Origin of the sequence: Salipaludibacillus neizhouensis (assembly GCF_002886185.1) — a bacterium.
GTDB classification, from domain to species: Bacteria; Bacillota; Bacilli; order Bacillales; family Salisediminibacteriaceae; genus Salipaludibacillus; species Salipaludibacillus neizhouensis.
Genome location: NZ_KZ614148.1, coordinates 292,013 through 312,641, shown reverse-complemented (window position 1 = coordinate 312,641; position 20,629 = coordinate 292,013). Strand labels below are relative to the sequence as shown.

Annotated in this window: 20 protein-coding genes and 1 riboswitch; of the genes, 8 read left to right on the top strand and 12 right to left on the bottom strand. The window is 37.3% G+C overall.

Features of this window, described 5'->3' with window-relative positions; translation table 11 throughout:
* The first annotated feature begins 53 nt into the window (after window positions 1-53).
* Window positions 54-425 carry a potassium channel family protein gene (locus tag CEF18_RS24455; protein WP_223292472.1) on the top strand — a complete coding sequence of 124 codons (372 nt, stop codon included), beginning with the start codon at window positions 54-56 and terminating at the stop codon, window positions 423-425.
* 146 nt (window positions 426-571) lie between these two features.
* Here CEF18_RS24455 and CEF18_RS24450 read toward each other — a convergent pair whose 3' ends face one another.
* Window positions 572-1,699, bottom strand: coding sequence for an NADH-dependent flavin oxidoreductase (locus CEF18_RS24450; RefSeq protein ID WP_110939104.1), 1,128 nt, complete (start codon window positions 1,697-1,699; stop codon window positions 572-574).
* 403 nt (window positions 1,700-2,102) lie between these two features.
* On the opposite strand from CEF18_RS24450, the gene CEF18_RS24445 reads away from it, so the two are divergent.
* Complete coding sequence (locus tag CEF18_RS24445; protein ID WP_110939103.1) at window positions 2,103-2,258, top strand: DUF1540 domain-containing protein; 156 nt, start codon at window positions 2,103-2,105, stop codon at window positions 2,256-2,258.
* Window positions 2,259-2,357: 99 nt separating this feature from the next.
* Here CEF18_RS24445 and CEF18_RS24440 read toward each other — a convergent pair whose 3' ends face one another.
* The 3 genes from CEF18_RS24440 to thpD form a co-directional block, all read right to left on the bottom strand.
* On the bottom strand, window positions 2,358-2,603 hold the full coding sequence (locus CEF18_RS24440) for a hypothetical protein (RefSeq protein WP_110939102.1): 246 nt from the start codon (window positions 2,601-2,603) through the stop codon (window positions 2,358-2,360).
* A gap of 30 nt (window positions 2,604-2,633) precedes the next feature.
* Window positions 2,634-3,335, bottom strand: a complete 702-nt coding sequence (locus tag CEF18_RS24435; protein ID WP_110939101.1) for a Na-translocating system protein MpsC family protein — start codon at window positions 3,333-3,335, stop codon at window positions 2,634-2,636.
* Between the two features lie 264 nt (window positions 3,336-3,599).
* The gene (thpD, locus tag CEF18_RS24430; protein WP_110939100.1) at window positions 3,600-4,529 is read right to left on the bottom strand and encodes an ectoine hydroxylase; all 930 of its coding nucleotides are present in this window, start codon (window positions 4,527-4,529) and stop codon (window positions 3,600-3,602) included.
* Window positions 4,530-5,493: 964 nt separating this feature from the next.
* Between thpD and CEF18_RS24425 the strand changes: the two genes are divergently transcribed.
* The 4 genes from CEF18_RS24425 (at window position 5,494) to CEF18_RS24410 (ending at window position 10,036) form a co-directional block, all read left to right on the top strand.
* Window positions 5,494-7,011 (top strand): BCCT family transporter, encoded by a 1,518-nt coding sequence (locus CEF18_RS24425; RefSeq protein WP_110939099.1) that lies wholly within the window; start codon window positions 5,494-5,496, stop codon window positions 7,009-7,011.
* A gap of 271 nt (window positions 7,012-7,282) precedes the next feature.
* Window positions 7,283-7,371: riboswitch (cyclic di-GMP riboswitch) on the top strand.
* A 149-nt stretch (window positions 7,372-7,520) separates the two neighbouring features.
* Window positions 7,521-7,982 (top strand): chemotaxis protein CheX, encoded by a 462-nt coding sequence (locus CEF18_RS24420; RefSeq protein WP_110939098.1) that lies wholly within the window; start codon window positions 7,521-7,523, stop codon window positions 7,980-7,982.
* A 78-nt stretch (window positions 7,983-8,060) separates the two neighbouring features.
* A complete protein-coding gene (locus tag CEF18_RS24415; RefSeq protein ID WP_110939097.1) occupies window positions 8,061-8,417 on the top strand; it encodes a response regulator in 357 nt (118 codons plus the stop codon).
* Window positions 8,418-8,728: 311 nt separating this feature from the next.
* Window positions 8,729-10,036 carry a cytochrome P450 gene (locus tag CEF18_RS24410; RefSeq protein WP_110939096.1) on the top strand — a complete coding sequence of 436 codons (1,308 nt, stop codon included), beginning with the start codon at window positions 8,729-8,731 and terminating at the stop codon, window positions 10,034-10,036.
* A 232-nt stretch (window positions 10,037-10,268) separates the two neighbouring features.
* Here CEF18_RS24410 and CEF18_RS24405 read toward each other — a convergent pair whose 3' ends face one another.
* The 7 genes from CEF18_RS24405 to CEF18_RS24375 all read right to left on the bottom strand — a co-directional run bounded on the left by CEF18_RS24405 (window position 10,269) and on the right by CEF18_RS24375 (window position 17,682).
* Window positions 10,269-10,895, bottom strand: coding sequence for a hypothetical protein (locus CEF18_RS24405; protein WP_183041128.1), 627 nt, complete (start codon window positions 10,893-10,895; stop codon window positions 10,269-10,271).
* Window positions 10,896-11,827: 932 nt separating this feature from the next.
* Entirely contained in the window at window positions 11,828-12,550 is a 723-nt protein-coding gene (locus CEF18_RS24400; protein ID WP_110939095.1) for an amino acid ABC transporter ATP-binding protein, read from the bottom strand.
* Entirely contained in the window at window positions 12,550-13,221 is a 672-nt protein-coding gene (locus tag CEF18_RS24395) for an amino acid ABC transporter permease (RefSeq protein WP_110939094.1), read from the bottom strand. Before CEF18_RS24395 ends, CEF18_RS24400 begins: the two co-directional genes overlap by 1 nt.
* A gap of 100 nt (window positions 13,222-13,321) precedes the next feature.
* On the bottom strand, window positions 13,322-14,212 hold the full coding sequence (locus CEF18_RS24390; RefSeq protein WP_223292471.1) for a transporter substrate-binding domain-containing protein: 891 nt from the start codon (window positions 14,210-14,212) through the stop codon (window positions 13,322-13,324).
* Window positions 14,213-14,649: 437 nt separating this feature from the next.
* Window positions 14,650-15,402, bottom strand: a complete 753-nt coding sequence (locus CEF18_RS24385) for an SIMPL domain-containing protein (protein WP_110939093.1) — start codon at window positions 15,400-15,402, stop codon at window positions 14,650-14,652.
* A 131-nt stretch (window positions 15,403-15,533) separates the two neighbouring features.
* Complete coding sequence (locus tag CEF18_RS24380) at window positions 15,534-16,787, bottom strand: ABC transporter permease (protein ID WP_110939092.1); 1,254 nt, start codon at window positions 16,785-16,787, stop codon at window positions 15,534-15,536.
* The gene (locus tag CEF18_RS24375; RefSeq protein WP_110939091.1) at window positions 16,780-17,682 is read right to left on the bottom strand and encodes an ABC transporter ATP-binding protein; all 903 of its coding nucleotides are present in this window, start codon (window positions 17,680-17,682) and stop codon (window positions 16,780-16,782) included. The genes CEF18_RS24380 and CEF18_RS24375 overlap by 8 nt, the downstream gene beginning before the upstream one ends.
* Before the next feature lie 730 nt (window positions 17,683-18,412).
* Here CEF18_RS24375 and CEF18_RS24370 point away from each other — a divergent pair.
* The gene (locus tag CEF18_RS24370) at window positions 18,413-19,204 is read left to right on the top strand and encodes an SDR family NAD(P)-dependent oxidoreductase (RefSeq protein WP_110939090.1); all 792 of its coding nucleotides are present in this window, start codon (window positions 18,413-18,415) and stop codon (window positions 19,202-19,204) included.
* Between the two features lie 8 nt (window positions 19,205-19,212).
* Here the strand turns inward: CEF18_RS24370 and CEF18_RS24365 are convergent, their stop codons facing one another.
* Window positions 19,213-19,941 (bottom strand): YqcI/YcgG family protein, encoded by a 729-nt coding sequence (locus CEF18_RS24365; RefSeq protein ID WP_110939089.1) that lies wholly within the window; start codon window positions 19,939-19,941, stop codon window positions 19,213-19,215.
* A gap of 335 nt (window positions 19,942-20,276) precedes the next feature.
* Between CEF18_RS24365 and CEF18_RS24360 the strand changes: the two genes are divergently transcribed.
* Window positions 20,277-20,624 (top strand): hypothetical protein, encoded by a 348-nt coding sequence (locus CEF18_RS24360; protein ID WP_110939088.1) that lies wholly within the window; start codon window positions 20,277-20,279, stop codon window positions 20,622-20,624.
* The last annotated feature ends 5 nt before the right edge of the window (window positions 20,625-20,629 follow it).

Sequence of the window (20,629 nt, the reverse complement as noted above, 5' to 3'; positions counted from 1 at the left end):
AAAGGGGTTTTACTATTTTATCCGGTATATTAATAGGAATAACAATCATATTTATGATTGTTAATTTATATTATTTTTTCAATAACAAATCCTTTAAAAATAGCTATTTCAGTTCAATTCTTTTCTATAAGCTATTCTTTGTACTTTTAGGATTCACAATAGGTTTTGCTTGCCTTTATTACTTACTGTCTTTAAATGAAGTTGTATTATTAGTTAGCTCTCCCACAGGCGATGTTGCGGATGTCACATTTTTAGACTCCCTTTATTTTAGTGGGGTTACTATTTTATCAGTCGGTTACGGGGATTTAGTTCCTGTCGGAAGTGCCAGGTTTTTTTCATTAATTGAAGCAAGTATCGGGCTTTTACTTCCAACCGCTTATTTTATGAAAGCATTAACCAGCTCAAGAGAAAAAGAGGACGAATAACCTAATAAGAAAACGCGTAGCGTCTTTTATTAAATACAGCGTAAGCTTCCGTCTCCTTGATGCTTGTGGCGTAAAATAGCTTTATCTTTATTATAAGAAAAGTGTCTCAATAGGTCTTTTTGACCTATTGAGACACCTAACATTGCTTATTTTTCCTCTACTGGAAACCAACCTGGACTATTCATAATAGCATTCCATAAATAATCAGGAACAACTAGCTTTTTTTGATCATTTTTCGTTAATGTTTGACGAATTGAATCTTCCTTCTCTTCCTGAACTTTTTTCACCCAATTAGGTTCCATGATTAACTCACGACCTAGTGCTACAAAAGGGATTCCTGTGTCAAAAGCTTTCATCACTTCGTCTGGCGTATGAAGCGATCCCACTCCAATGACCGGAACTCGAGCACCTACTTTATCTTGAATCAGTACGATCCGTGACTCTTTATCTTCCTTATCTCTCATTGACCCACTCCAGAAATCTTGAACAGATATATGAAGATAGTCTAGATCTGCCTCTGCTAACTGATCCACGAATGCTAATGTATCTTCCATTTTAATTCCCGGGTTCTCCATTTCTTCGGGAGAAATACGATAGCCGATAACAAATGGATTTTTAGCATGCTGATCAACTGCTTTTTTTACGCTATCAATCACAGCGAAAGGAAATCGCATGCGTTTTTCTAAAGAACCACCCCACTCATCCTCACGTCGGTTTGAATGAGGAGAGAAAAACTGTTGGATTAAGTACGTATTAGCACCGTGTATTTCTACACCGTCAAAACCAGCCTCAATTGCACGTCTAGTGGCATCGCCGAAATCTGAAATAATTCCTTCTATTTCAGTATGATCAAGTTCTCGAGGAGTAACGGCACCCTCTCTTAATGGAGCAACTGCACTTGCGCTAACCGGTTGTCCGTCTAATAACTCCTCTGGAGGACACATTCTTCCTCCGTGAAAAATTTGTAAAATTGCTTTTGCCCCCTGATCTTTAATCGTTGACGCAAGCCGTGCCAACCCAGGAATTAGTTGATCCTTATCCGCACCTATTTCATGAGAGAAGCCTTTTCCACCTCTAGTAACATAGGCAACTGCAGTAATCACCGTTCCGGGTCCATTGGAACGAACTCGATAATACTCTAGTTCCTCTTCCGATACTTCCCCATTTTCCTTGGAAGCAAAGTTCGTCATTGGCGCCATCATAATACGGTTCGGCACCGAAACTCCTCGTTTGAATGTAAATGTATCAAACATTGGTTCATATTGTTTCTTCATCCCTAACTCCTCCTGCTGTCTTTATGCTTTAGTGTCACTTTTATACGGTTATTATCCATTTTCGACCGTAACAATAAACTATCTCATAGAACTTAACAAGTCCATTTATTTGCTTAGAGCATATGTACAACTTTCAATTAGAAAAACGGCAGAGCCGTCTTTTATTAAATACAGCGTGATCTTTAAAGCCACCATCATTTAAGCATCAAGGGCGAACTTCTCTTCCTTGTGGCGTAAAGATAGCTGCCAATTACTTTATTTGGATTAAATTATAATTCCTTCATTAATAAATAATGGATACAAATAGCTTGGGCTCCTAATATTCTCATCAATCACAATATCTCTATAGTATTACGGACTCTGATTTAGCTTATTCTAAGCGTACAAGAGGAGGTGTTTTTTGATGGCTGTAGATGTACTTTGCGAAGTAAGTAACTGCGTTCATTGGGCAAACGGAAATCAATGTGCCGCTGACAGAATATATGTAGTCAGCCACACCGGTAAAGAAGCTGAACATCAAGAAGAAACAGATTGTAAAACCTTTGAGAATCAACACTAATAAACAAAAATAACGTTTTTTTACAAAATTGGAGAGAATTTAAAATTCTTTCTCTCCTTTTTATCTAAAGAAGAACTTAAAATGAGACCAAAACCGGCATTATATACTTTCTTCAGTACTTACTCTTTTAATAATATAAGATACTGCATTTTCCACATCTTTCATACATTCAGTCATCCCTTGTTCAATATCTTGGATATGAAAAGCTTTTGTTTCTCTGTCTAAAAATACAGAAACAACTGGTTTCTGATCTTCGTCCTTAGCAAAAGTGTATGTCATTTTACATGAACTGTAAGGCTCAACCGTTAATTCTTTTAACATCTTTTTTAATTGATTTTGATTCATATTCCCTCCAGGTACTTTATATGTTTGTCACTAAAAAGGATCAGTTATAAAAACAATGATACTTTTATCAGACTCGAAATCCCAATGCACAAAAATATCCTGTACCGAAACCCCAAGTATTTTGTTAAACTCTCCTTCATTTAGTAACCTTTTTTCTAATCTTCTTTTCGCAATTTGCAGTGTCTCACCAGAACCTAAACTAATAAGCTCTTTTTCAATACGAATCAAAATTCCTTCTCTGCCTGAAATAATCGTTCTGGGATTTACTTGATAAGTAAACACATGCTCCGGTTGTTTTTCAGCAGTTTCACTTATTTTTCGAATCTCTTGATTCATGGCACCATAAAAGGATTTCTCAATCTCTTGCCTATCTATTTTATCCCAGTGAATTCCAATAATCATTCCTGACTTTTGATCGATATTCCAATCATAAAAGAATTCAAAATCCTTGATATCAAAAGAAGCTGATATTTTGGTTTTTATTTCAGGAAGAACACTTTTCATTAGAATCTCACGTAAAGATTCCACTCCTTTAAGACCCTCTTGTTTCATAACAACACTTTCTATTGGGGATAAAAAATTTCTGATATGGATCACAACTACACAGGGTGTTAAACTTACAAAAACAGACTCAGGCCCCCTTCCAAAATGATCACGTAATTCCTTACTTACAGAACTGGAAACTTCTTTTTGTTTGTTTTTAACCTCTAGTTCTTCATTTTTTTCAACCATTGGAAACCTCCAAATAAGATATCATTCAATCCCACAACCTAATAATAACTTACAGTAATAAATAGGCTGCACAATTGCAGCCCATCACTACTGTCTCCCAGCTACTTTCCTCATTCTTTACGAGTTTGACAACAATTTATTCATTCCCATTACCCAAGGAAATTTAAACCTATCGTTATGGAGATATTTAGTTTACTTATTAGGGAGAAGTCTTTTCGTTACCTACGTAAATTAGCAAAAAAAGATTTTATATTCTAATACCTATTAGGCATACTGCGATTTTCTGAAGGTACTCGTTTCCGGCTTAATTGGTTTTATATTTTCTCGATTTGCCAGGAACTCAGGACGAGGTTGGCCCGTTCCGAATGGTTCCACTAATTTATTTTCAATCGAGTTAAATACAAAAAATACGTTACTTCGTGGAAACGGCGAGATGTTTCCTGCCGATCCGTGCATCGTGTTGCAATCAAAAAATAAAACGGATCCAGCCGGTCCAACTGCTCTGTCGATTTGGCCGTTCGCTTCCTCAACTAGTTTCTCCATTTTCTTGTTCTCCGGCACTCCCGATTCTTGCTTTTTCAACGACGTTTTATAATTGTCCTCTTCCGTTTTACCAGGACAAGATACGTACCATTTATGGGATCCAGGAATTAGCATTATTGGTCCATTAAACTCATGGTTATCTGTCAATACAATCGAGCAACTCACTGCCCTCATATTTGGCATACCATCCTCTACATGCCATGTCTCAAAGTCTGAATGCCAATAAAACTCTTTGCCTTTAAACCCGGGTTTAAAATTAATTCGTGACTGCATAATATAGACTTGGCTTCCAAGTAGTTGTTCCGCAATCTGGACAATTCGTTTATTTTTAGAAAGAGATTTGAAAAATGGATCATCTTTATGAATTTCAAAAACAGAACGAATTTCATTACTTCCAGGTTCTCTAATAATGTGATCCGCTTCTTTTTTCTCGTTTTTGTTTAGAATATCTTGCAGACCTTCTTGCATTACTTTTAACTCTTCCTCGTTAAATAGATCATCATATAACAAATAACCATTCTCATTATAGTAATCTAAGTCATTCTTATCGAGCGGGCCTTCTGCCGCATTTCCATATACAACAGGATCCTTCCGGTTAGTAATTTTCCCAGCATTTTCTCCCGTTCTTGATGGATAAAAATCTTTATGCATTTTCAAGTCTCCTTCGCTTAAAATATTTAGGCTTCTTTTTGAGTAAACCTATCAATTTACTACGTTGGTTACCATTCGTACATATTTTTTCTCCCAAAGAATGGCTAGTGGTAATTCCAACATTGCATACTTTGCAAGAAAGATTTTGACAAGGATGTCACCTCCCTATTAAAGTAAAATAACGTAAAAAAGAGCTGGAAAGGGTAAGGACCCTTCCCAGCTCATCTGTTAGCTCTATTGTCTACATCATTACTGCCGGAACTATTTTTTCTATTTTAACCATTAAATTTATCAACTTACTTTCTCAAATTCAACTTTTCTGAAAATACAAATCTCTATTCAAGGTCAAGCTTTAAATACTCGTCCTCATTTAGGAATTTACCCTATATTTATGTATGTTAAACACGAATTATGGTTTTTCATAAAAATTTCACTAGCCTCCATTATATAATCTTTTATTTGAATGAGTTTCATAAGTCATCGTTGTATGTTGATTTCCGAATGTTCTTAATGATCTCCATTTCAGACGGACGCTTTCCGTGGGGCTCTTCTTCAACTAATTCTTCCTCCGAAAATCTCCGTAATAATGGATTTTCAGACTTCGCTGAACCCACAGGAGTCGCCGTCTTACACTTCAATCATTCATTTTTTTACGAACGTTGATATCAGTATTTATTCAAACGTTCGTTAAAATAGCTAAAAAATTGTATTATGAAATTGGTTCATTTACTAAAAACCACACTTTATATCTTATTCGTTTTACTTTTGCATAAATCTCTTGCTTCACCAAATAATACAAAGGAACCTTTGTTACCAATATATTTAATAAGAATATTAAATTCACAAAATACTCCCAATAAACAGAAGGTTATTCATTCTATTGTCTCTCCATATCGGGATGTGGTAGAGTAAATAAGCTTTAAATCACTTATAAAAAGGATACATACCTTTAGGAGGCTTTATATTGAAACAACGACAAATTGAATGGCCGGTTTTTCTTATCAGCGGGGGTTCACTCGTTTTATTTGTGATCGCTTCTTTTATTTCAGTCGAGTGGATAGCTAATTTCGTTGAGTCAACATTCACCTGGTCCGCAACTTATTTTGGTGCTTTTTGGCAAGTATTTATGCTACTTAATCTAATCGTTGCTGCCGTTATGATGGTATCCAAATATGGAAATGTGCGCCTTGGAGAGCCTGGAAAACCTGAAACGAGTACATTTAAGTGGATAGCCATGATCATGACCACTCTTCTTGGAGGGGGTGGTGTCTTTTGGGCAGCAGCAGAACCGATGTACCACTTTCTAGAGACTCCGCCAATGTATGGGGATATTGCTCCAGGTCAAGAAGCTACTATTTCACCCGCCTTGGCACAATCCTTCTTAGATTGGGGATTCTCCGGTTGGGCAATATTAGGTACATTAGGTGTTGTCGTTTTGATGTATGGCTACTCAAAAGGGTTACCAATGAAACCTCGTACGCTTCTTTATCCCCTTTTCGGTGACAGCATTATGAAAAAAAACAGCATTCTAGGTATAATAGTAGACGCTTTTTCTATCTTAGCAGTTGCTGCAGGAACGATAGGACCTATTGGTTTTTTAGGACTTCAAGCAGCCTATGGCCTTGAGTCATTGTTTGGTATCTCAAATACATTCTTAACGCAAGTAGTGATTATATTTTCTCTTGTCACCATTGCGGCCATATCTGCACTAACCGGCATTCATAAAGGAATCGAATGGCTAAGTCGTTTTAATATCATATTAACAATAACTTTGATGATCCTTATTTTAATCATAGGGCCAGCAGGTTTTATCTTCGACTCTTTCATTGGTACTTTTGGACTCTATCTTGGAGATTATTTTGAACTAAGTTTATACAGAGGGGATCGAGATTGGCTTGGCTACTGGACCATTTTCTTTTGGGCCTGGTTTATTGGTTTTGGTCCTGCCATGGCGCTCTTCATTAGCCGTATCTCTCACGGACGGACTGTTCGAGAGTTATTCCTTGCGGTAATTATTATTGCACCTCTCGTGACCAATTTTTGGTTTACCGTTGTTGGTGGATCAGGGATATTTTTCGAACTTCAAAACCCTGGCTCTGTCGGAGATGCACTCTATGAAGGCGGAATGCCCGCTACAATGATTGCGATCGCAACTCAACTACCATTCGGCACATGGGTCGCAAGTGCTTTCTTATTTGTTAGTATTGTATTTGTTGCTACGACAACTGATTCCATGGCGTACAGTATCTCTATGACAGTAACCGGAAATGATACTCCTGCTAGAAGTATTCGGGTGTTTTGGGCAATAACTATGGGAGCCGTAGCAGCAGTATTGCTATTCATAGGCGAAGGCAGTATTAATGCCCTACAGTCATTTATTGTTTTTACCGCTGTTCCTGTTTCGCTTATTCTCCTTCCTACGCTTTGGTTAGCACCTAAGGTAGTAAAAAAGATGGCTAAATCTCAAGGTATAATAAAATAGACAAAATCAAAGATTCTCAAAAGGGCATCATGGCCTTATGAGAATCTTTTTTTACGAATTTTTCTCTTGCGAGACTTTAGTTTAGTACTTCAAGCCTAGGGTAAAACCCTTCTATTATTGGTGCTCTTCTTCAATTGCATAAGAATTACTAGTCCATACGAAATATGTACAATGAAATAAAGTTTTGTCGAAATAGGTTGATATATGACATAAATCATTGTAACATTATAAAAGACAGGTGATAAAGGTCCTACTAACATTATAATATTAGTATTGATATAGGCAAACTATTTGAAAGAATAGGACGCAAAGCATAGGGTCTAAAGTATTAGAATTATTTCTTTTACCTTAGCCGCCACGGTTTTTATTTAAAATCCAGATGGCTGCCGCAGTTATACTAGGTAGCTATTTTTCATTTTATAAACGAAATACTTAACTTTAAATGCGTCATTATACTTAATTGTGAAAAGACCGTACAACCATAGCTTTAAAAGGGGAGTAGTGATTATATGACAAACTTAACAACGGAAAAAAATCAAAATATTACTAATTTATTGAATGGAACAGTTAATGCGATCAAGAGCGTAGTCCCGTTAAATTTGGAACTACAAAAGGCAAAGTTATCTGAACAAGTTCTAACTTTGAATTATGGTGTCTTCATAGGAATTACAGGTGACCTTAAAGGGAAAATGATATTAACAGGAGATCCTGAAGTCTTTGGTGGAATCGGGCAAACGATGTTCGGCATGCCTCTTGAGGGAGAAATGCTACTTTCTTTTAGTGGGGAGTTAGGAAATATGATAGCCGGGAGATTGTCTACTAATATCACCGAACAAGGAGTTAATACAGATATCACTTCACCAACTATATTTCAAGGGAATACTACACTTACAGGATACAAAAAAGCACTTCACGTACCTGTTTCCTTTGAAAGCGTTGGACCAATGAGTATTTACTTTTTACTAGATTAATCTATTGAAATGACTATGATGCAATTCCAACAAAGAAACCGTAAATAAAGATAGGGATAAACTAAGGAGGCGAAAAAGATGGCAAGTGTTTTAGTTACAGATGATGCAGCTTTTATGAGAATGCAATTGAAAGATATTTTGACTAAACTTGGTCACGAAGTAATAGGTGAAGCAGAGAATGGTCAGGTTTCCATAGAAAAGTATCAAGAATTAAAACCCGATGTTGTCACAATGGATATAACTATGCCTGAGTTAAATGGTGTAGATGCACTAAAAGAAATTAAAAAACTGGATGGTAATGCACTAGTTATAATGTGTTCAGCGATGGGTCAGCAAGGCATGGTTGTTGAAGCCATTCAAGCGGGTGCGAAAGACTTTATCGTTAAGCCATTTTCTTCAGAAAGAATTCAGGAAGCTTTAGAAAAGGTTTTATAAAGATACAAAGCAGTCAGATAAAAAATTACAGGATAGACAGTTATGATCCATTCAACTGTCTATCCTTTTTTGCTGATTTTTTTAACGTACATCTCCTTAGACGTTTATCAAGATTGACTCTATGCAGTTTCATTAGAGATCTTAATCGAACTAGAATTATGAAAACTTAATTACATACTTAGTAAAATTTTCAAAGGAATATAGTAGATATAATTTTGGCAAAGTTAGGGATAATACTTAGAAGATTATTTGTTTTCGAAAGAGAGCATCAGAGTCTCAAAATTATTTACGATAAAGGGAGTTTTCCACTAATGAATGTAAAGACCCCGATTCCTAAAGCACAAGGCATTGATAATACACTAGCTCTCATCAAAGAAGGATTTCACTTTCTTCCTGGGCTCCGCAAAGAGTTAGAATCCGATATCTTTGAAACACGTCTTATGGGACAAAAAGTAATTTGTATGGGCGGTAAAGAAGCAGCGGAAATGTTTTATAACAACAACCTATTTAAGCGAAAAGATGCTGTCCCCACGTCTATTAAAAAATCCTTGCTAGGTGAAGGTGGAGTTCATGGACTAGATGATGAAGCTCATAAACAACGAAAAAGAATGTTTCTATCTATGATGACTCCGGAAAGACTAGAGGATGTCAGAAAGATAGCGGTAAATGAACTCAATTCAAAGGTTGCGGAGTGGGAAACCAAGGAGAACGTAGTGTTTTTTGAAGAAATAAAAGAAGTTTTAACCCGAACAGGCTGCAAGTGGGCCGGAATTCCACTGCGTGATCAAGATGTAAAACAACGCGCATGGGAGCTTGGCGAAATGGTTGATTCCTTCGGCGGCTCGGTTGCACGATTCAGAAGTGGGAAAAAAGCTAGGGAAAGTCAAGAAAAGTGGTTAAAAGGAATCGTCAAAAACGTCCGTTCTGGTAAAATTCCAGCTCCGGCAAATACAGCTGCATATATTATATCCCATCACCGTGAACCTAATGGGAAACAATTGGATGCACAAATCGCTGCTGTAGAATTGAATAATATCATTCGTCCGATTGTTGCAACAGCCTATTACCTAACATTTGGTGCAATGGCGCTGCATGAACATCCGGAAACCATTTCTAGTCTTAAGGAAAACAAAAGTAATTACAGCCTCATGTTTACTCAGGAAGTCCGTCGCTTCTATCCATTTGCTCCAGCTATGGGAGCAAAAGTAAAAAAGAGTTTCTATTGGTACAACTATCATTTTAAAAAGAACATGCTAGTTATTTTAGATATTTTTGGCACGAATCATCATCCTGACATTTGGGACCATCCAGATGAATTTAACCCAGAGCGATTTAAGGACTGGAAAGGCAGTCCCTTTTCCTTCATTCCTCAAGGTGGTGGTGATCATCATATTGGCCATCGGTGTGCCGGTGAATGGGTTACTGTCATGATCATGCGTTCATTTTTTCAATATCTCACCGAAAATGTAACATACACAGTTCCCGATCAAAATTTAAACTATAGTATGACTCGAATGCCCACTGTACCGAAAAGTCGTTTTGTCATAACCCGTGTTAAAAAACTTAAAAAGTCATTGCATGATTTAGAGGATAATGAACAAACACACACAGTCATATAAGAAAAACGGCAGAGCCGTCTTTTATTAAATACAGCGTGATCTTTAGCCACCATCACTTAAGTATCAAGGGTGGGTTTCCCTTGATACTTGTGGCGTAAAGATAGCTGCCAATTTTATAAATTCTCTTAAACAATTTCTTTCCGGTACTCAATTTATGGTAATAACAAAAGTAGCTGATGTCGGAGCATCAGCTACTTCTCTCAATGCATATTTTATTTACATAAGTCACAGGTTATTGACTAGGAGGTTGTTGATTTTTTTGAGCTTGTTGCTGACCTTGTTGCTGTAACTGGTTTTCGGTTTGGTGCAATTGACCGTTAACTTGATTCAATACACTAAAAGACTGTAGTGATTGTTCAGCATCACCTAACGTTTGCGTTACTTGCTGTAATGATTGTTGAAGCTGTTGTAACGTTTGTTGCTGCTGTTGCTCTGTTTGAGAAGTGAATTGCTGTACTTGTTGCCTGAGTGCTTGAGCTTGTTGGTTTTGTCCCGACGAATTTTGTCCCGACGAGCCTCCACCCTGTTGCTGCTGCTGTTGGCCGTTGGATTGAAGCTGTGTTAACGCTTGTTGAACAGAATCTAACTGGCTTTTTAGTGGAGTAAGTTCATTTCCTACTTCTGCACTTACTACCTTTTCAATTTGTGCTAATTCGGCAGCTTTTGCTTTTGCTCTTGCCTTTACTTGTTCTGTTTCTTTTTCCATGGCAAATTCCTCCTTGTAGTTATAATTACTACTCTTATTTGATGATACTTTTGCCGTCTGATATGCTGGTGTTGGCTTATTAATAAGCTTCAATCCAACAAATATCACACCGACCAATACAATAAGAGCTAGGAAGAGTATCATTTCATTCATCCCATACCTCCCCTGGAACAACTAAAAAAAGCTGTTGCACAACTCATATAATTAGCAAATATAAGTGAGGTTATGCACTTCTTACGTCCCCAATTATTACAAGTAAAGAATAGCCCCTTGGGGAATTATAATGATATAAACCCGGGGATAATTAATCATATAAAACAAACTGACTCGTATAATTTAAACGACATTTCCCGGGAAATTCTGACCTTTTTTACCAATTCCCTTAAAAATGAGTGTCTTTTTTCTATTTTATTGTTTTTGTTATAATGGAAGGTTGTTTGGAAGAATAACCGCTCGCTTTCCGTGGGATGATCCGCGAGCAAACGAACGCTCTGCGGGATCCCGTTTACATAACCATTATTTTTTCTAATAAGTTGAATGAAATAGCAAATAGACACCGATAGTAGAAACGCAGTCTACATTGACTTTCTTTTTTTGAACAAACAACTAGAAGAAGCGAAGGCTGCGACTCCCGCGGAAAGCGTCAGCCTATACCTAAAGCATTCAAGCCTCTAGGTTAAATAAACGTTTGTTTAAGTAACTATTCATTATCCTTTTCTACGTATGTCTAAATAATTGATGTTACAATAACATTAATCTTTTATCTGGGAAAGGAATGATTGTAAATGAAGGACTACCACTGCTGTGCAACTTGTATTCATTTGACTATAACAAAAACAACCAACGGTACTCAGTACTTTTGCTCTCGCTTAGGATTTGAAACGAAAACTTCTTACCAATTTAATTGTTGGGAACCAAAAGATCATATTAAAAAATTGATGGAAAAAGAACGAACGGTTTAATCATCTATCGAATGTGATTTATATTTCAGCGATATATTATATATCCATAATAAAACCAAACCTATCTAAAAAAGGAACACAAGGAAAAATCCTCGTGCTCCCAACTCTATGATACTATATCAACTAAATTATCTTACTTAAAAACTCTTTCGTCCTTGGATGTTGTGGATCATCAAATATTTGACTAGGGGGCCCTTCTTCCATGATTATGCCCTCATCCATGAAGATAACACGATCGCCCATTTCACGAGCAAATCCCATTTCGTGAGTAACCACGACCATCGTCATCCCCTCAATAGCCAAATCCTTCATGGCCTGTAAAACATCACCGACTAATTCTGGATCAAGTGCAGACGTCGGTTCATCAAATAACATAACCTTTGGATTCATCGCCAATGCACGGGCAATTGCTACTCTTTGTTTTTGACCACCCGATAAACTTTTCGGATAAACGTCTGCCTTATCCGATAGCCCAACTTTAGCAAGTAATTCGAGTGCAGACTTCTCTGCCTCTTCCTTAGAAATCCCTTTAACTTTAATAGGACCTAATGTGACATTTTCTAATACAGACTTGTGCGGAAATAAATTGAAATGCTGAAAAACCATGCCTACTTGAGACCTGAGTTTGTTAATATTAACCTTTGGGTCTCGTAAACTTTCTCCATCTATAACTACATCTCCTGAAGTAATTTCCTCGAGATGGTTCATACAACGTAAAAATGTACTTTTTCCTGATCCTGATGGTCCAATGACACAGACAACTTCTTTCTCTTTAACCTCAGCATCTATACCTTTAAGTACTTCTAAGTCCCCGAATGATTTGTGAAGATCGTTAACTTTAATCATTATACATCTAACCTCCGTTCAACACGCCGAAGAATAAGCATTGCTGGGATCGTGATTACTAAATAAGCCAGACAAAGCATAATATAAGGAACGAAAGTCTCTCCCGTTGTACTTACATACTGTCTCAGTAAGAATGTTACTTCCCCTACTGATATAACTGCAAAAATCGATGTATCTTTTAAACTAATAATAAACTGATTCCCTAACGGCGGAATCATCCGTCTAAATGCTTGCGGCCAAATAATGTACCGCATCGTTTGGGTTGAACTCAATCCAATAGAACGCCCGGCTTCCATCTGTCCTTTGTCTACAGATTCCACGCCTCCACGAACGATCTCTGCTATGTATGCACCTGCATTAATCGCAATTGCAATAATACCAGCTGTGACAGCATCAAAGTTAATACCAAAAAAGTCTGATACAGCAAAATACAAAAACAATGCTTGAACTAATATAGGTGTTCCACGAACTAATTCGATATAAACGGTAGCTAAACCATAAATTATTTTGCTTTTCGATAAACGAGCAAGCCCAAAAATAGTACCTAAAATAAATCCAATGATAACACCAACGAAGGTAATAAAAAGCGTTACCTGTAACCCACGGTAAATATAGGGGAGTGTTGTTCTAAAATGTGTACTTGTGAAAATTTCGGTTAATTGTTCTATCATCTTATGAAGGGCCTCCTTCTTCTTATGAAACATCTAAAGCGCAACAAGACATTCTCGTCGCGCCTTAGATATACAATTGGTGTGTTATTAAAGGTGACTATCACTCTGGAGGGAGTTCGCCAAACCATTCTTCATAAATATCATCATATGTTCCATCTTCCATTATTTCTGCGAGTGCTTCATTCACAGGTTCTCTTAACTCAGAATCCTGTGGGAAAGCAATTCCGTATTGTTCACCTGTTAATGTATCACCAACAGTTTTCATTTCACCTAATGCTTCTGTCTCAATGTAATATGCAACGTTAGGAACATCATAAACAACTGCATCTACACGACCAGCAACTAAATCTTGATACGCATTAACGATATCAGGGAACGTTTTGACCTCGGCATCTGTATTTTCAAGTAAATAATCTTCACTTGTAGTAGATGCACGGGTTGCAACAGTTGCACCACCTAGGTCATCTTCCGACTGAATCTCTTCTTCATCAGCACTTACCGCTATGATTAAACCTGCATCATAATAAGGATCAGAGAAGTCAAAGTTTTCTGCTCTTTCTTCTGTAATTGTCATTCCGGCAATGCCGATATCATAACGACCTGTTTCCATCCCTGCTAGGATTCCGTCAAACTCAACGACTTCCACTTCAAGTTCAAAACCAGCTTTGTCCGCAACTGCATGAATGAGATCGATATCAAATCCAACCATTTCATTCGTTTCAATATCTAAAAATCCAAAAGGTACGTAGTTTGTATCAACTGCTACAGTATACGTTTCTCCCTCTGCACCTGCATTTGCATCTGTATTCTCTTCTGCATTTGCATTCTCTTCTGTATTCGTGTTTTCTGCTGCATTTGCATTCCCTTCTGTATTCGTGTTTTCTGCTGCATTCGTATTTTCGTTAGCACCAGCATCTTCATTTGAATTTCCGCATGCTACCATGCTTGTTGTCGCTAATGCCGTTACTAAAAACAATAAAGCTTTTTTCACAATATTTCCCCCTTTTTTATTTTGTACAGAAACTAATAATGCTAATATTCGCATTATTCTAAATAAATGAATTACTTTTGTTAACTCTCTTTGTTGAAAATATCTTAGCATAGTTATTCAATAAATACTAGACTTAACTTTTGATTGAAACTAGACATAATCTAGCTCGAAGCCTGATAATAAACGCTTTTACGTCTATTTCAAAATAATATTATTTTTCAAAAAAAATAATCTATTCACGAAAATGAATACGGGTTTTTACTAGTTTAATAAGTGACTACTTCTATTTATAATGCAAGGAACAAAAATAGGCAATCCATCTGGAAGTTTTTCTCACATAATTGTGTAGTGATTTAGCATATTTTTTCCAGCGGGTACTCTAAAGTCATTTGAAGAACTTTAGAGATACCCTCTTCTTAACAAAAATAAGTTTAAAACTATTTTAATTGATACACTACATCCACCCGTTGAGTAATCTTCACTTCTCCTGACTCGACGTTAGTGCGACTATCTTCTTCCGCCATCTCGGCGCTACTTTGCATCGGGAAATCTACTTGCGCTTGCTGGTCAGTTATTTGTAAAACTTCGCCACGTTCTCTATTGGCGCTCTCAGCCATAGCGTCTGCCTTCCCAACCGTTTTCTCAATAGCTTGCTGTAATGCTTTGTTTTCTGCCGCCTCAGAATCCTGTAATACAAACCTTGTCTGTTGAATTCTGTTTGCCCCAGCTTCTGATGCGTCATCAATAAATTCACCTAAACGATCAATATCTCTGTATTCAATTTCAAGGATATGTTGGGCAAGATACTGTGCATCTTCATTTCCATTCGCTTGAGAATCAAACTGTTGATGCGGGTAGACATCTAACTGTGCCGTTTTAATATGCGCATCTTCCACTCCATGTTCCTCTAGAACTAGTCGTATAGCCTCCATTTTTTGATTCACCTCGGTTTGTGCATCATCCGCTGAAGTATCCACTGCCTCAGCACCAAGATGAATATATGCCATATCCGGTTCCGCACTGACTTCACCAACCGCGCTTACCACCAAAGTTCCTTCTTGAATTCCATCGCTTGCATTTGCTGTTGCAGGTTGATCATAAAACGGACTAAATAAGATTTGCAGTAATAAAATCACACTAATTGTACCTACAATAGACCCTGAAGCAATTAACCAGTTTTTTTTAGACATTCTTAAACCTCCATCCACTTATTTCTATCTTAATTAAATAGACGAAAGATTTTCTATTTGGTTACACCCTGAAGCCACTTCAAGCAAAAAAATACCCCGGGAAGTGATTTCCCGAGGAAAAGTTATCATTATCAGCTTTCTTTTTTCGAAATCGTTAAGGCTTGTTTAAGTCCATTCTTCAATGAGAATTTCCCGTACATTAAAACGCCCCCTCTGTACACACGAGCTGCCAATACATTAATTAAAACCGCACTAATGGCGAGTATACTTACGATTACTGCTATTTCCCAAACTGGTACAGTTCCCATTCCAATTCTTAGGAACAAAAGCTGAGGCGTAAAAAATGGTACATACGATAACACTTGAATAAATGTTGAATCAGGTGTGTTGAGACCAACTAACGAGATGAAGAAAGCCATCATCGCTACTATAATAAGCGGCTGAATGGCCTGATTAGCTTCTTCCGCCCTGCTCACGAGAGCACCTAACATAGCAGCAACGCCACCGTACACAAAATATCCTAAAAAGATGAATAATAAAGCGTATAGTAACAAAGAAACTTCAATACCATCATTGAAAATCATTTGTATGAAATTTTCTTCTCCACTAATCATGAACCCGATATACGCAGCTATTGCCAACCCACCCAGATTGACCACACCAACAAGCGCAATACCAGTAATTTTCCCCAGCATTTGCGTAACTGGGTTAACGCTGGAAACGATAAGTTCCATAACACGGGATGATTTCTCCGTAGCTACTTCCGTTGCGATCATTGTACCTAAAGTTAACACAATGATATAGATAGCAAACACAAGTGCATACACCATCCAGTATGCCTGCATATGCTCCGCTTCCGTTCGCACATCTCCACCTTCCGTCAACGATTGTTCGTTAAAGGTTATTGGCGAGTAAATTAATGCCAGCTCTTCTTCATTCAAATCTAGCTCATTTGTTGCAACTGCCTCTTTCACACGTTGCACATCTTGATTGACTTGTTGAGCCGTCGTAAAATCATTTCCTTCACTTAAAAATTCAGCCTCAAGGGTTGTGGTGGAACCTTGTAATGATAATACAAAATCATAATCCTTATTCTCAGCAGCTTCTACAGCGTCTTCCAATGATCCGTCTGTATAATGTATATACTCGAAAGCCCCCTCTTCATAGGAATCAAGCAATTCTCCAAAGGATGCCTCTCCCTCTGTCTCATCAATGACAGCTACAGTCTCTAAACTATCATCTGAATCAGCGAATCCATTTAAAATTGTATTTAAATTTATAAGGCCAATGATTAATATCATGACGATCACTGTGGACCATATAAATGTCTTTGATTTCAATCTTCTTCCTGCCGTATGGCTGACCGTAGTCCAAAAATTATTCATTGTCGTTTTCACCTGCCTTATCAATAAAAATGTCATGCAAAGATGGTTCTTCTATTTCAAACTTTCGAACAAAACCTTTATCGGCAACTCTTTTAAAGATAGTTTCTGCTACTTGTTCATTTTCCACCTTGATAATTCCACCGTCTTTCGTAACTTCTAAATCAAGGATACCATCAAGATTTTTTAAAAAGTCCAACTCGTAATCCGCTCTTATATGAATTCTTTTCATATTATAAGATCTTTTAATATTACGTAAATTACCCTGAAGCACGGCTTTTCCTTTTTTCAACATGATTAAATCTTCACATAATTTTTCTACATTAGCCATTTGATGACTGGAAAAAACAATGGTTGTTCCTTCCTCCTGTAATCGTAATACTGCATTTTTAAGCATGTCGGAGTTTACCGGATCTAATCCACTAAAAGGTTCATCTAATATGAGTAATTCAGGCTTATGTAAAACTGCTGCAATAAATTGAATCTTTTGTTGATTCCCCTTGGAAAGCTCCTCGATTTTTTTATTCTCATACTCCGGTACTTGAAACCGTTCCAACCAATCTCGTAAATCCTTAATAATGTCCGCCTTTTTCATTCCCTTTAATCTCATTAAATAAATAATTTGTTCTTTCACACTAAGCTTCGGATAGAGCCCTCGTTCCTCTGGTAAATACCCTATTAAATTTGTTCGTTTGTAAGATAATGGTTTCCCTTCCCATGTGACCAAGCCTTCTGTAGGATCAATGAGTCCAAGGATCATTCGAAATGTTGTTGTTTTCCCTGCACCATTCGAACCAAGCATGCCAAACATATCTCCTTTTTCAACTTGAACAGAAATACCGTCAACTGCCATCTGGTCGCCAAATCTTTTTTTCACATTTTCTATCACCAACGTCATACTGTCTCCACTCCCTCTTTATCTTCTAATAGCAACTGTAAAATTTCTGTAAATCGGAGGTTCTGCTCTATGTCTACACACTACTTCGTGTTCCTTTAGAGCTGCTATTGTCTTGATTCTTTCGTTTTTTAGTATCTCAAATTGATTAACCTTCTCTTTTACGTGCAAGATTACACTCAGGTTTCGTGTTTTTGACTATTCTTTCTTCTCAAGGGGATAATCCAATCACTTTATTGTACTTTTAATTTCCATTTATCGGACTAAAACAATCATACAGCATTATACTCGATTTACTTAATCATCTTTTCCTTTGGATATTCCAGTACATTATAATGGAAGATAAGCTTTACTATACCTGGAAGACCCCGCAGGGACGAACTTTCCCGAGAAGACTGAAGCATTGCCCGCGGAAGGCGTCCGCCTAGAGCGGATTCGAGCCTCTCTGTTCGAAAGCATACAACTAATCTCTAAGATCAAGAATTATATAAACGCTTACCTGTTTTAAAAAACAGTAGAACTGCTTCTAAGTCTTATTAACTTAGTTTTATTCATGGAAGGAGTCTGGGCAACTGTTACATTATGAGGTAAGGTTAAATGGGCAAAATAATTTATTTATAGCGTCTATTAAAACAGATGTTTTTATAGAACGGGGCATTACTCTAATCCGCTATGGCGAAAGAATTCTCAATTTACCACTAAAAAATACAACGATCAAAAGGAGCTTATACTAATGACTCTCAATGAATTTACAGACAAAGTTGTACTCATAACAGGAGGTGCCTCAGGAATGGGATTGGCTTCAGCCAAAAGATTCTCGGAGTTAGGTGCAAAGGTATGCATTATGGATAAAAATAAAACGAGGTTGAACGAAGTAAATATACACTTATCTGCCAGTGAAGATCAGATAATGACCTTAGAGTGTGACATTTCAGAGCCATCTCAAATTGAGAAAGGAATGAAAGAAATAAACAATAGCTGGGGAAGACTTGATATCGTTTTTGCCAATGCGGGTATTGGAGGCGTCATGGCTCCTATCGAAACGATGGACATCAAGGATTGGAAGAAAACAATTGATATTGACCTTACAGGCACTTTTGCCACCGTTAAATATGCCATCCCTTTATTGAAAAAACAAGGAGGCAGTATTGTTATTACTAGTTCTATCAGTGGAAACAGAGTTTATTCCCAAGCTGGCTTTAGTTGCTACAGCACAGCAAAGGCAGCGCAAGCTACTTTTATGAAAATGGCAGCTTTAGAGTTAGGTCAATATGGCATTCGTGTAAACGCTGTCTGTCCTGGAGGGGTAGCAACGAACATGAGCGAGAACATGAGCAAATCTCCGGAAGTCCAAAATATTAGTATGCAGCCTCACTTTCCAAGAGGCAATCAGCCCTTAATGAAAGGTTCTGCTGACCCTTCACAAATTGCTGATGCAGTTGAATTTCTAACCTCTCAAAAAGCAAGCCACATTACTGGAACAGAGCTCTATATTGATGGTGGTGAATCTTTACTTCAAGGGTAACGTTCAAACTACTTCTCCACATGAAAGGGGCATTTACCTTTTATCGGTTCTGCATCATCACCGATAAAAAATTGCTTCCACTCGTTATGCGATGGGTCCCCGTAATGGCTAATGTCCGGATGTTTGGGTAGGTTGTCCCAAACTTCTACACGTTCTCTTACCTTTTCTCTGGACATTACCCCACCTTTCTCCGTTCCTTCCAACCCTTTGAATATTCGCCTAGGCTGAAAACCGAGTACAAGACTGTTACCGAGATCCCTCGTTTTTCTTTGTTTATAAGCCGGTGCATTTCCAAAAACAAAAATGGGCTCCTGCTTAAAATGAAAATCCCAAAGGTAATGCTCTGGGTCCTTCGGTTGATCACTTGGCCATTCAGAGCCATCTTTTCTATGAAGGTATTGGAGGATTTCCCAAAAATATTCCCGATAATAGTCAATGCTCTTTTCTTCCTTCTCAGGTTCCACAAAAACAAATAATCCATGACGAGTCAGCTTAGGTTTATTAAATAAATTTAAAAAGTCACTTAACGTTTCTGGAAGTGTTGACCAGTCGTCCTGGCTAATGTAGGAATAGCGAAGCTCCCCTTTCCTCTCCCCAGTTTGCCCAAAGTAACAGGGGAAGTCTTTTCTCATAACAGTTTGCCTAAATGTTTCATATTCATTATGAAACCAATTAGGATGTTCTTGGTTTCCATCTATGTCTTCCTGTGTTAATAGCATCGATTGACGTGCTTGCATGATGTACCTCCTATAAGAATAAAAAACTTATATATCTCGCTGTATTTCAGTAGATTTATTCCCTCTATTCCATGTTACTAAACAGATCATTATCCATATTCTTTACATTTTTAAGCGTATTTCAAAGAGTTAAAACATATTGTTTTCTTTCATCCTAACATATATATAAAGGCTGTTTCCTAGAAGGCATGCGGATAATCCACAGAAAGCGAAAGGTCATTCTTCAAAACAACCATTCATGAGGTCAGAAAACTTAACACTATTTTTTGTGTTTGCCCATATGCAAATAGTGTTAATGAGTATATAATCAAGGATACTCACTGGAGGGTTGCTACATGGCTAGTCCTAAATTAATAGTGTCATTGATACATTTAACACTTGCAGCGATCCTCCTTCATAACACATACAGTTTAGATGAAATTCAGCCCACGAATATTTTCGATTCTATTCAATCTTATGAAATAATACACGATACTTCCTTTCTTGTTGAATTGGATAAATTATTTATTACCGTTTTATTAGCTTTAACCTTGGCCTTGCTCTCTACTAAATTAGTTTTAGCGATTCATGAGTATCCAGACTGGTATTTTAGAAGAAACAGAGTTTTATTCACCCCTGTTTATTTTGGAGTTGATTACATTCGCGTTTCCCTTTCGTTATTTGCAGAAATCAAATACACGTAAAGGGG

What these genes read in the sequence shown, in the direction of transcription:
- CEF18_RS24455 (WP_223292472.1), top strand. Translation starts at nt 54, where the DNA reads ATGATTGTTAATTTATATTATTTTTTCAATAACAAATCCTTTAAAAAT.
- CEF18_RS24450 (WP_110939104.1), bottom strand. Translation starts at nt 1,699, where the DNA reads ATGAAGAAACAATATGAACCAATGTTTGATACATTTACATTCAAACGA.
- CEF18_RS24445 (WP_110939103.1), top strand. Translation starts at nt 2,103, where the DNA reads ATGGCTGTAGATGTACTTTGCGAAGTAAGTAACTGCGTTCATTGGGCA.
- CEF18_RS24440 (WP_110939102.1), bottom strand. Translation starts at nt 2,603, where the DNA reads ATGAATCAAAATCAATTAAAAAAGATGTTAAAAGAATTAACGGTTGAG.
- CEF18_RS24435 (WP_110939101.1), bottom strand. Translation starts at nt 3,335, where the DNA reads ATGGTTGAAAAAAATGAAGAACTAGAGGTTAAAAACAAACAAAAAGAA.
- thpD (WP_110939100.1), bottom strand. Translation starts at nt 4,529, where the DNA reads ATGCATAAAGATTTTTATCCATCAAGAACGGGAGAAAATGCTGGGAAA.
- CEF18_RS24420 (WP_110939098.1), top strand. Translation starts at nt 7,521, where the DNA reads ATGACAAACTTAACAACGGAAAAAAATCAAAATATTACTAATTTATTG.
- CEF18_RS24415 (WP_110939097.1), top strand. Translation starts at nt 8,061, where the DNA reads ATGGCAAGTGTTTTAGTTACAGATGATGCAGCTTTTATGAGAATGCAA.
- CEF18_RS24410 (WP_110939096.1), top strand. Translation starts at nt 8,729, where the DNA reads ATGAATGTAAAGACCCCGATTCCTAAAGCACAAGGCATTGATAATACA.
- CEF18_RS24405 (WP_183041128.1), bottom strand. Translation starts at nt 10,895, where the DNA reads ATGAATGAAATGATACTCTTCCTAGCTCTTATTGTATTGGTCGGTGTG.
- CEF18_RS24400 (WP_110939095.1), bottom strand. Translation starts at nt 12,550, where the DNA reads ATGATTAAAGTTAACGATCTTCACAAATCATTCGGGGACTTAGAAGTA.
- CEF18_RS24395 (WP_110939094.1), bottom strand. Translation starts at nt 13,221, where the DNA reads ATGATAGAACAATTAACCGAAATTTTCACAAGTACACATTTTAGAACA.
- CEF18_RS24385 (WP_110939093.1), bottom strand. Translation starts at nt 15,402, where the DNA reads ATGTCTAAAAAAAACTGGTTAATTGCTTCAGGGTCTATTGTAGGTACA.
- CEF18_RS24380 (WP_110939092.1), bottom strand. Translation starts at nt 16,787, where the DNA reads ATGAATAATTTTTGGACTACGGTCAGCCATACGGCAGGAAGAAGATTG.
- CEF18_RS24375 (WP_110939091.1), bottom strand. Translation starts at nt 17,682, where the DNA reads ATGACGTTGGTGATAGAAAATGTGAAAAAAAGATTTGGCGACCAGATG.
- CEF18_RS24370 (WP_110939090.1), top strand. Translation starts at nt 18,413, where the DNA reads ATGACTCTCAATGAATTTACAGACAAAGTTGTACTCATAACAGGAGGT.
- CEF18_RS24365 (WP_110939089.1), bottom strand. Translation starts at nt 19,941, where the DNA reads ATGCAAGCACGTCAATCGATGCTATTAACACAGGAAGACATAGATGGA.
- CEF18_RS24360 (WP_110939088.1), top strand. Translation starts at nt 20,277, where the DNA reads ATGGCTAGTCCTAAATTAATAGTGTCATTGATACATTTAACACTTGCA.